A 14,704-nucleotide genomic window follows, 5' to 3' on the forward strand; every position below is an offset into this window, starting at 1 on the left:
AAAAACGGGTAACGATTTTACATGTCAATTTTTTACTATTCATCTAACTTAAATAACTCCGGCTAACAGAGCGAGAGCATGTTAACACAGTCTTTTGAGATGTACACGCATTGCTTAAGAAATTTGTGCTTTTTTTGTCATACCGTGCGAATGTACAAGATTTACACTGATTTAGTGATAGTTTTGTCGCTTCGTCCAACACAACAAAAGGAAGCATCTCAGCTTCCTTTTGATCATTAGTATAGACGATATTAACGCTTAAAGTTGATATCTTCAGTTTGATCTAAATTTATTTTTGTTTTCGCTGGTTGAGTCTCTGCAATCACCTTACCGTGGCGTATTGAGTACTGCACTGGTACTTGGCGGCGTACTGCATCAAAGCCATTGTCAGCAGGAAGAATCAGCAAGCTACCTGGCTTACCTTCTTCGATACCGAAGTTGTCTTGAATGTTCAATGTGCGAGCAGAGTTCTTGCTGATCAAATCAAGTGAGTTGTTGATTTGGTCGTAGCCCATAACCTGTGTTACATGCAGTCCCATGTGCAGAACTTGAAGCATGTTCGCTGTGCCCAGTGGGTACCATGGGTCAAACACATCATCGTGGCCAAAACAAACGTTGATGTCTGCAGCTAGCATCTCTTTAACGCGCGTTACACCGCGGCGTTTCGGGTAATCGTCGAAACGGCCCTGTAAGTGAATGTTCACTAGCGGGTTTGCCACGAAGTTGATACCTGACATCTTCAATAGACGGAACAGGCGAGATGTGTAAGCACTGTTGTACGAACCCATTGCAGTGGTGTGGCTAGCAGTTACTTTCTCGCCCATTTCAAACTTATGAGCAAGGGCTGCTAATGTTTCCACAAAGCGAGACTGTTCGTCGTCGATTTCATCACAGTGAACGTCGATCAGACAGTCGTACTTGCGTGCAAGCTCGAACACATAATGCAAAGATTCAACCCCGTATTCACGAGTGAATTCGAAGTGAGGGATAGCACCGATAACGTCAGCGCCGATCTTCACTGCTTCTTCAAGCAACTCTTTGCCGTTAGGGTATGAAAGAATACCTTCTTGAGGGAATGCAACGATCTGGATGTCGACCCACTCTTTCATCTCTTCACGAACTTCAACCATCGCTCTTAACGCAACGAGTGTTGGGTCAGACACATCAACGTGTGTACGAACGTGTTGAACACCGTTAGCTATCTGCCATTTCAGTGTTTGCTTGGCACGAGACTTTACGTCTTCGATTGATAGCAGTTCTTTGCGCTCAGCCCAACGCTCAATACCTTCAAACAAAGTGCCAGAGATGTTCCAGTTAGGCTCACCAGCAGTTTGAGTAGTATCTAGGTGGATGTGCGGTTCACAGAAAGGAGTAACTGCAATGCCACCTTCAGCATCAAGGATGTCGCCTTGATGATTGATTTGCGCGCCATTATCGAGAATGCGAGAAAATTGACCATTTTCAATCAGAATCTGTTTCAAGCCTTCTTGGTCTTGAAGTTTCGCGTTCTTGATTAATAAGGTTGTCATAGTGTGTCCTTAAGCGGCCTGAGATTTCAGAGCTTTTTTGTTCAATAGAGGATTAAGCACGAGGTAACTGATTGCACCACCTAACACTGCGTTCAAAGGAACAACGCCAGGTAGGAAGTGACCAGCGGCTACGCCTGTTGCTACCGCGATAATGCCAGCCCAGTTAACGGTTTGGAACTCTGCATTTGCAAAATCTTTGTAACGTTTACGGTTCGCGAAGAAGTCGGCGATGATTACGCCACCAATTGGTGGAATCGCCAGCGAAAGGAAGGTTAACCAACCAACGAAGTTGTTGTATAACCAAAGTGCGAAAATCGTACCGATAATGCCGTTAATGATTGACATTGTAGTACTTGAGCGACCAGTGATGTTAGATAAACCCAAACCGGATGCATAAAGTGCATTTTCATTGGTTGTCCAGATATTCAAGCCAAGCACGATGATGGCTGGAAGCAGCAGACCTTGCGCGATCATCACATCTGAAATATCAGCCTGACCGGTTGCTGCTGCTCCTGCTGCGCCGAAGATAAACATCAGCGAGTTACCGATGAAGAACGCAACCATAGTAATTAATACTGCGCTTGCTGGCTTTTTACCAAAGCGAACGAAATCGGCCGTTAACGTACCCGCACTTACGAACGAACCTACAACCATTGCAAGAGCCATTGAAAAGTCCATTGGCGTCTCTGGTTTAATAAGTTGCAATTGCTCTAGTCCACCAACACTGTCTACCGCAGTCAGTACTGAGTAACCACCCAGAATCGCAATAGCAGGCACTGCAATCGCTGAAAGCACCATTAGCGCTTGAATGCCGAAGTACACTGTACCCGTCATCAATAAGCCAGATACGATAATCAAGGTGTTGGTATCAATGCCCGTTGCTTTTTGTACTGGAATAGCAAACATCGCAACACCCACACCAAACCAACCGACTTGTGTACCACCAAGTAAAGCAGAAGGAAGCCATGAGCCTTTAGTACCGAAAGAGAAACGAGCAAGGAGGTGGGTAGAGAGGCCAGTAGATGAGCCGATGTAGCCAAGAAAAGAAGTGTAAATACCGAGGATTAGGTTACCGATGAGAACGGCGAGGAAGAAATCGTTGAATGAAAGACCTGTCCCGAGTGAACCACCTGTCCACATACTTGCAGAGAAGAAAGTGAGTCCAAGCATTACCATGGTGAGTGAAGCGACTCCTTTCCTAGCCGATGTAGGAACCGGCCCTAGACTGTAGTTATTATCAGCAGCCATTTTTTACCTCCGCAAATGATCAAAATTAAAATTAACGGTCGCCGTATTGCAGGAAAACTTGCGCATTATGGTGATATAAATCACATAGTCAATGCTAATTTTGTCAATAATTGCCCATAAAAACCAGTTATTGCGGTAATTATCTTGTAAAACATAGGGTTATTTTCTGTCTTTATTTAAAAAAAACAAATAGAAAACGTTTTCTATAATGCGTTGGTTATCTGCTGTTCTTGGTTGGCTATGAATGCTTATTATTATACGTCTGAATGGGTGTCTGTATCGAAAAAGAGGGCGGTTGGCCAAACTGCAGGCAAAAAAATAGCCAATCGCAATAATCGCAATTGGCCTATATATTTTGTGAACAAGAATAGGTTCACTAACAACGTCAGTTGGCTAGGTGACCCTCGGCTTAAGAAGGGTCAATATATACATTGCAGTTAGTGTGCCAACTTTTAAAACCACGTAAAACGGCAGTTTTATAGCAATCTGGTGCGTATTTGAGCGTTTAATTTGCGTTTTTGAAATACCCAATTGCAAAATGCAATTGCGATTTGCAACTTTAGAGTGTTTATTCGTTTTTCGGGTTTGTGTTCTTTCTGGCGACGAATGGTGAAATAAACAAAAAGCCCGTGCGATCTAAGAGCGCACGGGCTTGGGTATTGTTTCACCAATAGGAAGTATTAGATGGAGTAGAAGAAGTACAGTTGAGACTTCATTCTAATGATGATCCCGCGTATTACGTCTAGGAACGCCATAAAGCTGATAGGCTTCTCACCGCTTACCCACGCTAATCCGACAGAGCCAACAGGAATATCGTAACCCTCTGCCTCATCAATTTTTAAACGAACAAAGTGGTGCTTGTTCTGAAGGTTTTTGCCTGTGGTAACACGAACCTGCTCATCGATACCCAGCAAACTTGCTTGCGCTTCACCAGTGGCTTCTACAATGCCTTCTACGGTTGCAGAGAACACTTTTCCTGGGTATACCGCTGTCGCAAATTCCGCAGGTTGACCGACCTTAATATTACGAATCGCTTGGTGGTTAACTCGCATCAGCACGTACTTCTCTTCGGTATACATCTGGATACGAGGCATCATTGAAACACGCTGACCTTCACGAAGAATAAAGTTCGTTACAAAGCCGTCAGTCGGTGCCGTGACTTTGGTGCTGTTCAAGTCCCATTGTGCTTGTGCCAGTGTTGCCTTTGCTGAATCGACCTCAGTTTGCTTCTTGCTCACATTGGTTTCAGCTTTGTGGATGTTCAACTTCGCATTCTCGGCATCGACTTCTTTCTTGCTAAGCTGGGATTCCAATGTCGTAACGTTATACGTCGCTAAGTCTACCTTTGCTGTTTGTTGGTCGATGTCAGTTTCAGTGATCGTATGTTCTACCACTTTGTTTTGCTTCTGGTAACGATCAAGCGTCTTTGACTGCAGTACTAAGTCTGTTTTAGCCGAATCTATTTGTGCGACTGAAGCTTTGATGTCTTCAAGCGCCGATTGATAGCTGACTTTTGCAATGCTCACTTCTTGACGAGCTGTGTCTAAAGCGACCTCTGCAGACTCAAGTTGAACGCTGGCTTTGTCTCTTGCGATGACATATTTAGTGTCATCAATTTCGTAAATTAGCTGTCCTTCAGTCACATCCTGGTTTGGGTCGATGTGGACTTTGGAAGTTTTTCCCGACACATTAGTTGAATCGGGACGCAGCTGAATATGTGGAGACTGAACCACTGAGCCTCCCGATAGATCCATCGGAGTAAAATTGAGTAGGCCAACCCATACAAACAGCAACCAAGATGTACCCCCTAGGTACGCAAACGCCTTGGTGCCTTTGTTCCAAGGCATACCAACAAGTCTGAGTAAGTAAATGAACAGTGCCCAAATTGCCAAGCCTTCTAACATGTTTGGCTCTCCTCATCTTGCTTGTCGGAAGTTGTTTGCTCCTTGGTTGTGGTCGGTGACTTCCATGTGTCTCTTAGATTGATGATGGCTTTTTCCATATCAACGAAGGCCAAAATTACTGCTAGTACCCATACCCAGTGCCATACAAAACCAATCCATGTTAATGCGGTGATCAAACCGAGTTGTTGATGCTCTTTACTGTGAGCCTTGTTGATTGGTAATTCATGCACACGCCAGAAGCCGTAACATGCAGCAGCGATGGTTGCGACTAACACTACGCCTGCAACTACGTGTAGTGCGGTATCTGCGCCGGTTCCGACAAATGGGACACTAACTAAACTCATTGATATACCCTAGGTTAAATTGAGCACCGAGTGTTATTGATATCAGATTTAGAAGTTGATAATTTACCAATTACTTTAATAATGATGTCATTATGATTTGATCTGTAATAGTGACTTCTAAGTATGGTGGCTAATGAACAATTGTAACTTCTTAAGAGCATTGGGTATTTGGGGTATTTACCAATACGCAACGACTAATAAGGCTGTGAATACTGAGCAATTAGGTATTCCTAAATCGGTGTTTAATAACCCGATGAACCTTATCCCCGTAAGTGAAGTGGACAAATGGTATGGCTTACTTGAACAACAAACCGGTGATTCCGATATTATCTTGAAGCTGGCTGATAGAGTGGATATTGAAAGGCTAGGTCCTCTCTCTAACTGGTTTTTCTCGGGGCACGATCTGGCGTCGTCTATACGCCGAGTTAACATCGGGTTGCACTGTTTGCAGTCCGGGGCTTTTCTATATGGCGCTCAAGTCGGTAATTTCATCAAATGGTGCTACGACAATCCTGCTTATACTGAGGTGGGTAAAGTTCATGACTCAATTCGAGTTGCCATCTTTATGATGAAGATATTAAGGCGTTACTTGGGAGACGACTTTACTCCCGCAGCCGTCTCTATCGCAGGTTATCGCGAGAACACTCAACTCTATCAAGAGTATTTTGGGTGCAATATTCAGTGGGGCCAGCCACGAACTGAAATCTGGATACCAAGCCAGTCGAGGTTATCGAGCAATCAAGCCCCTTCTAGCGGCAAGATGAGCTTGGCAATGAACTTTCATGACTTAGATAATTACCTCAACATGCCTGATGCCGCGGATGAGCATAAGGTGACCTATGAGATGATCAATTACAGTCGCCATTTCGGCCTGCCAACACTGCATAAAGTGTCGAGTTTGCTTGGGTTATCTGAACAGCAATTTCAACGTCGATTGCATAACTTAGGCATCAACTTTTCTACCATTATGGGCTATGCGTTAAGTAATGTGGCGGTGGAGTTGTTGATGTATTCAGTGCCAATAGATAAAGTCGCGACGAGGCTCGGCTATACCAATGTCGCGAGCTTTAATCGGATGTTTAAGAAACATCGAGGTTTGACACCCAAGCAATATGTTGAGCGCCTAAAAACTGGCCTGTAACTATTCAGAGCTAACTTATGGTTCGTTTATGGATCAGGCTGGACAAGTAAACCATCCCCCAAGTACTCAAAATGAAAGGGGCGGTGAGTGGTAACAGTGACAGTTCATGAAAACCAAGTGTGATGAGACAGCTTAACAGCATGCCTAATAGGATTAACGGCCAACGGATTCGCGGATAGGGCACAAGTGCTAAAGTGGCAAGAATGGCGTTGTACCCGTAAAGACCTTGGGCTACCAGTTCGTTAGAAGCGCCAATCAACCCGCTAAATACGGTGCTAATTATTACTGCGAGCATAACCCAAATGGCATGCTTGATATTGTTGAGTGCGATGGCGACTAAGATAACGAGCCCCGACAACGCATTTTCGATGAAGCTGACTTGGCTTATCCCTTTTAACAACGGGATCACCACTGTCGGCAGGTTGAACCACGAGTTAGCCTCAATACTGATGAGTGGCATCAGTGCGGAATCAGGTGCAGAAAACGCTGACAGCTCAAAGGTTGATTGGATAATATAAATCAGCCAAGTGGTGAGGATAAAGGCGCTAGTGTAACCGCGATATTTCTCAAAACTGAATACGATGTGGGCAATCGGCACCGTGAGTAATGCACCTAACGCAGTCACTAAAGCCAATAATGGTGTCACACCAAAAAAGTTACCGATAAATAAACCAATCAAAGCGCCATTTAGCGCGTACATTCCACTATCAATGTCGTCAACTGACTTGTTGGTGTTGGTGTTGGTGTTGGTGTTGGTGTTGGTGTACATATAGCCATAGAAAGCTAATGCATAGCTGCAACTGGCGCCAAGTAAGGTAAGAAAAGCCAGCGTCAGTGACTCAATAGAAATGGCAAGCAACAGCAAAGTCGACGTCATGATAGACGGTGTGAAATAGACTTGCCCAATGCCATTGAGCAAGCCTTGAAACGGCAGAATATCCTTGTTCGTTTTCATCGTCTGATTACATTATTGAGTCATGTTAAATTTTTGTAATTCAGATTGTATACAATTTTATCAAGTTCACCATCTTCGAGTGTTAATTCTGATACCAGCGTTCACCATAAGCTTGTTGGTAATCTGGTGTTTCAATGATGCCTTCTTGTTCTGGAACGGTTTCTAACGGCCCAACAACAGTTCTATAGGGTAATACGCCAGCCCAAACTGGAATGTCCATATCGGCTTTATCATCATTCACTCCATGTTTACCAATCTTCACGGAAGCTTCTGTTAAAGGTATCGCCAACAACTCGGTCGCAGTGAGTTCTTTTTCATTACTGAGCCTCACTTCATCGGTTCTGCCCGGTGCGATTTGCTCAATAAATATATTCAACAAGCGATCCTTTTCTTGATTGTCATCGATGACTGAAAATGACCCCAATACCACAGCAGAACGATAATGCGCACTATGATGAAATGCCGAACGAGCCAGCACCCAACCATCGAACAAGGTGAACGTTAAACAGGTTGGTTCTCCCTTTTTTAGTCCTTTTAGTAGGCGACTGTTTTTAGCTCCATGAATGTAGACTATATCACCCACTCGCCACGCGAGCATCGGGATGACCATTGGTCCTTGTTCGCCCTGCAATGCAATGTGTGCGATTAAGCTCTCATCAATAATTTGGTGCAGTTTCTCTTGTTCAAATACGGCTTTGTGAGCCCCTTTTTTAATCGTGGTTCTTTTCGTGTTAGATAACATAATCGCTCCTTAATCATTGCCTTTTGATTAATGTAGCGATTAACTGGTCTATTAAATAGAGCCACTTTTAAACACTATTTGGATCCAGTTATGCAGCCTATCGATGTCGGTGATCTACAGTTAGACGAACAACACGGCACGCGTCAAACCGCCTTGTTCCACGCGATAAGAGAGAAGATCGTTCAAGATTTATGGAGCAAGGGCAGTAAGTTACCTTCAACACGTAAGTTGGCTGTCGAGTTATCGGTGAGTCGAAATACGGTGATTTATGCGTACGAACAACTGGTTACTGAAGGCTATATCGAGAGTAAGCAAGGCTCAGGGTTTTATGTCTCGGTTGAACAACCAGAACACTTTCTAAGTTTGTCTAAGCCAAACAGTGTTCAGGATCTGAAGGTCAAACAAACAGTCAGTAAACCGAGTACAAACATAGCGACACCTAACGACAATAACCGCAGCTTTGCCCCAGGAGTTCCTGACTTAGATGCGTTCCCTTTTGCGAAATGGCAGAGGTTGCTGCAACGTCACTCTACACGTCAGAACATTGCGGGCAATCAAGAGGTTCAGGGAAGCTCAGCCTTGAGGGAAGCGTTGAGTGGGTATCTTGCAAGCAGTCGTTCCGTTCATTGTAATGCCGACAGAATCATCATCACCGCAGGTGCGCAGCAAGCCATCTCAATCGGATTAATGGCAACGTTAGCGATGGGCGACAAAATCCTCGTGGAGGAACCCGGTTATCGACAAGTACATAAAATTATCGATCTGTTGAGACTAGAGTTAGAAGGTGTAAGTGTGCGTGAAAAGGTGGGGTTGGATATTGAGAAAGTGTTGGCCAGTAATGCTAAGGCTCTGTATGTCACACCGAGTAACCAATACCCAATGGGCACGACTTTAAATACTGAGCAGCGCCTTAAACTGATCGATTGGGCCAATCAACATCAGTCATGGATCATTGAAGATGACTATGACAGTGAGTTCCAGTTTGCTCATCGCCCTTATACCTGCATGCAAGGGTTGGCGGGAAAGTTGGGGTTCGATGATCGCATCATCTATGTCGGCTCTCTGAGTAAGGTTATGTTCAATGGCCTTCGATTAGGGTACTTAGTGGTACCAGAAAGTCTGGTGGCGAAGTGTCTTGAGATCAAAGACGCGCTTACTGGAGACACGGCGTCCCACACACAGGAAGCTTTGGCGGATTTTGTTCGAGAAGGCGACTTGCTGCGTCATATTAGAAAGATGCGTCGGTCATACAAACTCAAGTATGAAGCCATGATAGAAGCGATTGAAAGCGAGTTTAACGGTGATCTTGAAGTGATCAGTCAGGCAGCAGGGCTACATGTGACCGTGAAGTGGTATCAAGGTATATCTGAGACTGAATGGAGTCATAGAGCTGAGCTTGAAAATATCATCATTCGTCCGTTTGATTTTTATGAATATGGATCAAGTGATGCTCGTGATTGGAGTGGGGTGGTGTTGGGGTTTGGAAATATCCGATTGGCTGACATAAAGCCGAAGATCAAACAGATCGCTCGGCTTTTTTATCAGTAATATTGGTAGGGCTTGTTTACCATTTTCTGATTCATCACGAATCGAGTTACAACTTGTCGATAGAGACGGTGGGTTTACCTTTACCTAACCACTTCCGCCAAGGGAGTGACAATGTCACAAAAACAGTCACAGCATAGAGCATCGACCAACTTAAACAGATAAACACCAAGGTACAGATGACCAATGAAAGCATGGCAGTGTATCTAGATGCGCCTGTTAGTAATCGGCAAGCGGCTAACATTGCGAGCAGATAAACCAGAACAAAAATACCGTTGGCGAGCTTGAGAAAGAACTCAAGGTCTAAATTAGACAGCTCACCAATCACACACGAAATAAGCACGACAAAGCCAATTGCTAACGTTGGGTAGAGCGGTACGCCGCGGCTGTTCAGTTGAGCCATTCGACTTGCAGGGCTGTGTTGGCGGGCCTGAGCCCAGATCATCCGAGACAGGCTTTGTGTGTAAAGGTTTAGGCTGGCAAAGCAAGCAAAGAACCCCAGCACGCTGATGACGGTTTTGAAGCCATTACCAAACAGTTGTTCTGTTACCCAAGGGATGGATGCGGCATCGAATTCAGATGAACCGAAAGCACCCAGCTTAAGAATCACTACTGAACAAGCCCAGTACACTAGCCCCGCAACAAAACAGCCTGCAATGATGGCGATTGGGAAGTCACGTTGTGGATTTTTGAATTCCTCTCCCATGTGAGCAAAAGCTTCTATTCCGACAAAGCACCAAAACATGACAGCTAAAGCAGCGCCGATAGACCACATTGAATTGGATGAGATGGCAGGAAGAGCAACATCGGTTGCCGTGATGTCGGCTTTCCAAACAAAAGCGCTGACTAAGGCAAAAATCGACAATGCGATCACGGTTTGCAGTCGGCCAGAAGATTTACTGCCCATCAAATTGACGGCAATAAGCAGGGCGACGGTAAAGGATTGAGCACCAAGTGGTGTATCGAGAGGTGCGGGTAACAATTGTTGAGCAAAACCACCAGCCAGTGCAATGGCCGCTGGAATACCGACAGGAATAACACTCACAAACAACCACGCCACGCTTGTTTCTAATCGCTCGCTAAACGCCTGGCGCACAAAATAGGCAGTACCACCTGCATTCGGGTAGCGTTTTCCTAATGATGCGAAGGTCAGTGCAATCGGGCAAATAGCGATAAACAGGATTAACCAAGCGAGAAGAGACAACTGTCCTGCAATGCCTGCTGCGATCGCAGGGATCATAAATAATCCAGTGCCTAGCAAGGTCGTCGAGAGTTGTCCGATTCCTGAAATAAGCGTGATTTCTTGTTTGAGTTGTGTCATTCGCTCTCCTAGCTATTTGATTCTGGTCACGGTCTTCCAGTAACTTTCTTCTGGTGTGTGAGAAGTTATGATTGAGAGCATACATTGTTGACATCAATAATACAGCTAGCGAAATGTCGTAAGACACCGTCATTTTAACGGTATTAATCCGATTCAGTGTGAAAGTGTCGGCTGTCAGAATGGCTGTTATAAGTAGGAAAGTTGTGTCAAATTAGGCGTTATAAATAGAACAATAAATGAAAAGAATCAGAAGCATGGATAAATTTGATCGCCAGATTTTGGATATTCTCAAAACCAATGCACGATGCTCAGTGAGCGATATCGCCCGAGATGTCAGCCTCTCGCGCTCAGCGGTGAACGCCAGAATCAAGAAACTGGAAAGCGACAAAGTGATTACGGGCTACTGCGCTCAAGTGGCAGAACCCAACCAAACGAAGAATGTGTGCGCTTATATCTTGTTGAAGTTCGACATGTCGAGTAGTGACCATAGTTGTGAGTCTTACGCGAAACAAATCCAGAGTATTGATGAGGTGCAATGGTGCCACTCTATTAGCGGTGAGACAGATATGATGTTGTACGTGGAAGTGGAAAGCATGGAGAGCTTGAACCGAGTTCGCGATCAGCTGCAAAGTTACCCGGATCTTCGCCACTTAATGACTCATACGGTTTTGACCGAGTTTTTCAACAAACAGAATGCGACGGTGCATTCATGTTAGGCAATATCAACTTAAACCTACTGCGTTCACTGCATGTACTTCTTGAAGAGTGTCATGTGAGCCGTGCCGCCCAACGTTTGCATATCACACAATCCGCGGTGAGCCGTCAGCTCAGCCAGTTACGTGATTTGTGTGGCGACCCTTTGCTGGTCCGTGACGGCAACAAACTGGTGCCGACCAACCGTGCATTGCTACTCAAAGGTAAACTCGACGACCTGCTTGGCGAGTTTGACCACCTGTTAGATGATAAACCCTTCGAGCCGCAAGACTGGCAGGGTGAATTGGTGTTGTCTTCGAGTGATTATGTCGCTCAGTATATTCTTCCTGTGATTGTGGCAGAGGTGTCTGCTGAAGCGCCGAACATTAATTTGGCTTATCGATTGTGGCAGCCAAACTACCTTGAAGCACTGAACGAGTCTGGGATTCATTTGGCTTCCAGTATGTTTCCCACAAAGCCAGAACATGTCTCAAGTATCAAACTTGGTGAAGATAAGTCGGTGTGTTTGATGCGAAAGTCGCACCCGCTGGCTCAACAAGCGGTTTTGAGTGCAGAAGATATTGTTCACTACTCTCACATCAAAGTGACGGGTGGTGGAGATAAAGACAGTTACGCGGACATAGCATTGAATAAGCAAGGGCTGAAGCGAAGAGTGGCTTTACAGGTTCCGTTCTTTTCATCTGCTGGTACTGTGTTATTGCAAGACGACTATCTGATGATCGTGCCAGAACATATCGCCTATAACCTAGGTCGACACCTCGATACTACCTACTTTTCGTTGCCATTTGATACGGAAATGCATACCTATTGGTTAATGTGGCATCCTAAATATGACAACGACTCTGCCCACAAATGGGCGCGAGAAAAAGCATTCCAAGCCATGCAAAAGTCGAGTTACAATATCAGTATGACTTGAAATCATAGGTGTGATGATAATCTTTGATTTCAAATAATACCTCCTGCGAATTATGGTAAGTGCCAAGTATTGAGTATTAAGCGTAGAGCGTTCAGCTGGAACGCTTTATTTTATTAGGAATGGAATGATGACAGTAACAATTTGGTTTTCTTTATTAGCGATTTGCTTGTTGGGTGCAATGTCTCCGGGCCCAAGCTTGGCGATGATCGCTAAACACAGTTTGGCTGGTGGCCGTATGAACGGGCTTATCGCAGCTTGGTCACACGCTGCTGGTATCGGTATTTATGCGTTCGCAACCATTGTTGGTTTAGCCGTTGTGCTTGAGCAATCCCCAATGTTATTTAAAGGTATTAGCTTAGCGGGGGCTGCTTATCTGCTTTATCTTGGTGTTAATGCGTTACGTTCGAAAGGTGGTGTTGCCGCGAAATTAGAAGCGGGTGAAAAGATGAGTTACATGCAGTCTGCTCGTGAGGCTTTCTTGATCTCTATCTTGAGCCCAAAGATCGCATTGTTCTTCATCGCTCTGTTTAGCCAATTTGTAGCGCTAGGTAATGAACTGACCAATCAAGTGATTATTGTCTCAACGCCGCTGATTGTCGACGGCCTTTGGTACACCTTTATCACCTTGGTACTGTCTAGCCCGTTGATTGTTGAACGTATTCGCTCGAAAGCTCAGTTGATTGATCGACTATCTGGCGTGGTGCTGATCCTGCTTGCTGTTCGCGTGGTGTGGACGATATAGCAGTAAACGATAAGAATAAGTAACTAGGGTCTGTTAACTTTTAGTGGTTAAATTTTGTTCGAGATAGAATCGTTTTAGGCGCGGCAAGGAGTATGTAGCCTAGTCATTCTAAGTTAATACTTCTTAACAAAGCATAAAACGATTCTAGCCGAACCCTTCGGGCAGCCTTTGTGGTTCATTTCTACTGCGTTATCGGCTTCTCATGTAGGCTAGCTACACTTCAAAGCCTCTGCCTTGTAGAAATTTCCCACAAAGTGCTGCAAAAATCAGCTCTAAAGGTCAACAGACCCTAGACGTTCACCAGAAACGACACTCATTAAAAAAGGCTCACTAGACGTTATCTAGTGAGCCTTTTTGATTTCTCTGGATTAGCTTTTGGAAGACTTGAGCTTATTAGCCTTCAGAGTTCAGTACGGCATCTAGCTTCGCCATCGAGTCTGAGAAGTAGGGGTTGTAGGTCAAACGCGCATGGTTCTTCCCTTCTTCACGATAGCCCCAAGCTGAGTACCAAACCTCACTGGTTGCATTGCATTGTTCTTCAAACCCTTCTGCCTGACCATTGGAGCAAATCTTCTCGCTACCATTGATTCCGTAATAAGGGTTGTTTGGTGAGAACAGTAAGCCCATGTGAGAGCCGTTCGAGATGCGTTGCTCTGGGATCTTCATGCTGTACTGAACAGCGCGAGGATCCTCGAGAGTCGTCTCTCCTTGCCAAACCAACACATTGTTTGGATTCGGCATAGATTCAGTAAAGGCTTGCTGAACGTAGTTGGTGTCAATCACGCTGTCGCCTTCACTCATCATAATAAAAACTGGTTTATCGAAGTGTTTATCTTGTAAGTCACCACGTACGACTTCTGATGTCTCGTAGTAAACCGATGCACCATTCATTGGCAACGAGTTGTAACGCAACACATTGTCTTCAGGATCTTGATCCGCCCAAGTGACAAAGTAGCTTGCTAGTCCCGCGTATTGAACGGCAGACGAGCTCGGTTGAAACGCAGGTGAGAACAGCAGTAACCCAGAGATCTTTGGATCGTTCATCGCCTGTGAAGTCACGAGGTTCGCGCCGGTTGAATAGCCGCCTAGCCAAACAGAATCATACTCTTGCTCAAGTAACTTCGTATGATGAGCCACCACACCTTGCCAATCTTCTAGGCTCGGCTGCATTAAATCACCCACGCGACTGCCGTGACCCGGAAGTAATACGGTTCTCACTAAGTAACCTTGCTCTGCCAAATGGGTAGCGATGTCTTTAAATGAGTAAGGTGAGTCGCCTAATCCATGAACCAATAATACCGCCTTGCCGTTTGGCGAGGTTGGTTGATACTCGGTTGGTGAATTGAGTTGGATCTCGAGTTGCTTGTCTTCCGTCATGAACACGCGGTTTTTCAATAACCAATCTTGTGTGTCATTGACGTAGGCATCAAAGCTGTCTTGCTGATAGCTAGGCAAGTCTGGAGATGTTTCGTAAGCGGGTATCGGTGTCTCGTTGGAACAACCAACGAGACTTAAAGTCGTTAAGGCCAGCAGTGCTAGGAGGGGCTTTCTTTGCATTATGTAATCTTGTCTCTGTTGTGCTTTCACTATGTCTGAAACTAAA

At 45.0% G+C, this 14,704-nt stretch carries 13 protein-coding genes; 5 read left to right on the forward strand and 8 right to left on the reverse strand.

Annotation, left to right across the window (positions count from 1 at the left end):
- Positions 1 to 251: 251 nt before the first annotated feature.
- The 4 genes from BCU07_RS16620 to BCU07_RS16635 form a co-directional block, all read right to left on the reverse strand.
- Positions 252 to 1,529, reverse strand: coding sequence for a cytosine deaminase (locus BCU07_RS16620; protein WP_102332003.1), 1,278 nt, complete (start codon positions 1,527 to 1,529; stop codon positions 252 to 254).
- A 9-nt stretch (positions 1,530 to 1,538) separates the two neighbouring features.
- Positions 1,539 to 2,777, reverse strand: coding sequence for a cytosine permease (codB, locus tag BCU07_RS16625; RefSeq protein ID WP_032545811.1), 1,239 nt, complete (start codon positions 2,775 to 2,777; stop codon positions 1,539 to 1,541).
- 680 nt (positions 2,778 to 3,457) lie between these two features.
- On the reverse strand, positions 3,458 to 4,681 hold the full coding sequence (locus BCU07_RS16630) for an HlyD family secretion protein (protein ID WP_017066494.1): 1,224 nt from the start codon (positions 4,679 to 4,681) through the stop codon (positions 3,458 to 3,460).
- On the reverse strand, positions 4,675 to 5,025 hold the full coding sequence (locus BCU07_RS16635; RefSeq protein WP_017066493.1) for an MFS transporter: 351 nt from the start codon (positions 5,023 to 5,025) through the stop codon (positions 4,675 to 4,677). The genes BCU07_RS16630 and BCU07_RS16635 overlap by 7 nt, the downstream gene beginning before the upstream one ends.
- A gap of 133 nt (positions 5,026 to 5,158) precedes the next feature.
- Between BCU07_RS16635 and BCU07_RS16640 the strand changes: the two genes are divergently transcribed.
- The gene (locus BCU07_RS16640; protein ID WP_102428775.1) at positions 5,159 to 6,166 is read left to right on the forward strand and encodes an AraC family transcriptional regulator; all 1,008 of its coding nucleotides are present in this window, start codon (positions 5,159 to 5,161) and stop codon (positions 6,164 to 6,166) included.
- Between the two features lie 10 nt (positions 6,167 to 6,176).
- Here BCU07_RS16640 and BCU07_RS16645 read toward each other — a convergent pair whose 3' ends face one another.
- Both BCU07_RS16645 and BCU07_RS16650 read right to left on the reverse strand, forming a co-directional pair.
- The gene (locus BCU07_RS16645) at positions 6,177 to 7,121 is read right to left on the reverse strand and encodes an urea transporter (protein ID WP_102428776.1); all 945 of its coding nucleotides are present in this window, start codon (positions 7,119 to 7,121) and stop codon (positions 6,177 to 6,179) included.
- A gap of 82 nt (positions 7,122 to 7,203) precedes the next feature.
- Positions 7,204 to 7,863 (reverse strand): pyridoxamine 5'-phosphate oxidase family protein, encoded by a 660-nt coding sequence (locus BCU07_RS16650; RefSeq protein ID WP_017061784.1) that lies wholly within the window; start codon positions 7,861 to 7,863, stop codon positions 7,204 to 7,206.
- 90 nt (positions 7,864 to 7,953) lie between these two features.
- On the opposite strand from BCU07_RS16650, the gene BCU07_RS16655 reads away from it, so the two are divergent.
- Positions 7,954 to 9,411, forward strand: a complete 1,458-nt coding sequence (locus BCU07_RS16655) for a PLP-dependent aminotransferase family protein (RefSeq protein ID WP_102428777.1) — start codon at positions 7,954 to 7,956, stop codon at positions 9,409 to 9,411.
- A gap of 46 nt (positions 9,412 to 9,457) precedes the next feature.
- On the opposite strand, the gene yjeH is transcribed toward BCU07_RS16655, so the two are convergent.
- Positions 9,458 to 10,729: an L-methionine/branched-chain amino acid transporter gene (gene yjeH, locus BCU07_RS16660; protein WP_017066490.1), complete on the reverse strand. Its 1,272-nt coding sequence runs from the start codon at positions 10,727 to 10,729 to the stop codon at positions 9,458 to 9,460.
- A gap of 254 nt (positions 10,730 to 10,983) precedes the next feature.
- Between yjeH and BCU07_RS16665 the strand changes: the two genes are divergently transcribed.
- The 3 genes from BCU07_RS16665 (at position 10,984) to BCU07_RS16675 (ending at position 13,101) form a co-directional block, all read left to right on the forward strand.
- Entirely contained in the window at positions 10,984 to 11,445 is a 462-nt protein-coding gene (locus BCU07_RS16665; protein ID WP_017061781.1) for an Lrp/AsnC family transcriptional regulator, read from the forward strand.
- On the forward strand, positions 11,439 to 12,359 hold the full coding sequence (locus tag BCU07_RS16670; protein WP_102428778.1) for a LysR family transcriptional regulator: 921 nt from the start codon (positions 11,439 to 11,441) through the stop codon (positions 12,357 to 12,359). The genes BCU07_RS16665 and BCU07_RS16670 overlap by 7 nt, the downstream gene beginning before the upstream one ends.
- A gap of 127 nt (positions 12,360 to 12,486) precedes the next feature.
- A complete protein-coding gene (locus tag BCU07_RS16675; protein WP_017061779.1) occupies positions 12,487 to 13,101 on the forward strand; it encodes a LysE family translocator in 615 nt (204 codons plus the stop codon).
- Between the two features lie 393 nt (positions 13,102 to 13,494).
- Here BCU07_RS16675 and BCU07_RS16680 read toward each other — a convergent pair whose 3' ends face one another.
- Positions 13,495 to 14,658 (reverse strand): alpha/beta hydrolase, encoded by a 1,164-nt coding sequence (locus BCU07_RS16680; RefSeq protein WP_017061778.1) that lies wholly within the window; start codon positions 14,656 to 14,658, stop codon positions 13,495 to 13,497.
- Positions 14,659 to 14,704 lie beyond the last annotated feature (46 nt).

This window comes from Vibrio sp. 10N.261.54.E10, from assembly GCF_002877735.2.
Lineage (GTDB): Bacteria > Pseudomonadota > Gammaproteobacteria > Enterobacterales > Vibrionaceae > Vibrio > Vibrio crassostreae_C.

Excerpts from the sequence above, each read along its gene's own strand:
- BCU07_RS16630 (WP_017066494.1), bottom strand. The coding sequence starts at position 4,681 with ATGTTAGAAGGCTTGGCAATTTGGGCACTGTTCATTTACTTACTCAGA.
- BCU07_RS16635 (WP_017066493.1), bottom strand. The coding sequence starts at position 5,025 with ATGAGTTTAGTTAGTGTCCCATTTGTCGGAACCGGCGCAGATACCGCA.
- yjeH (WP_017066490.1), bottom strand. The coding sequence starts at position 10,729 with ATGACACAACTCAAACAAGAAATCACGCTTATTTCAGGAATCGGACAA.
- BCU07_RS16680 (WP_017061778.1), bottom strand. The coding sequence starts at position 14,658 with ATGCAAAGAAAGCCCCTCCTAGCACTGCTGGCCTTAACGACTTTAAGT.
- BCU07_RS16640 (WP_102428775.1), top strand. The coding sequence starts at position 5,159 with ATGAACAATTGTAACTTCTTAAGAGCATTGGGTATTTGGGGTATTTAC.
- BCU07_RS16665 (WP_017061781.1), top strand. The coding sequence starts at position 10,984 with ATGGATAAATTTGATCGCCAGATTTTGGATATTCTCAAAACCAATGCA.
- BCU07_RS16620 (WP_102332003.1), bottom strand. The coding sequence starts at position 1,529 with ATGACAACCTTATTAATCAAGAACGCGAAACTTCAAGACCAAGAAGGC.
- codB (WP_032545811.1), bottom strand. The coding sequence starts at position 2,777 with ATGGCTGCTGATAATAACTACAGTCTAGGGCCGGTTCCTACATCGGCT.
- BCU07_RS16650 (WP_017061784.1), bottom strand. The coding sequence starts at position 7,863 with ATGTTATCTAACACGAAAAGAACCACGATTAAAAAAGGGGCTCACAAA.
- BCU07_RS16670 (WP_102428778.1), top strand. The coding sequence starts at position 11,439 with ATGTTAGGCAATATCAACTTAAACCTACTGCGTTCACTGCATGTACTT.
- BCU07_RS16645 (WP_102428776.1), bottom strand. The coding sequence starts at position 7,121 with ATGAAAACGAACAAGGATATTCTGCCGTTTCAAGGCTTGCTCAATGGC.
- BCU07_RS16675 (WP_017061779.1), top strand. The coding sequence starts at position 12,487 with ATGACAGTAACAATTTGGTTTTCTTTATTAGCGATTTGCTTGTTGGGT.
- BCU07_RS16655 (WP_102428777.1), top strand. The coding sequence starts at position 7,954 with ATGCAGCCTATCGATGTCGGTGATCTACAGTTAGACGAACAACACGGC.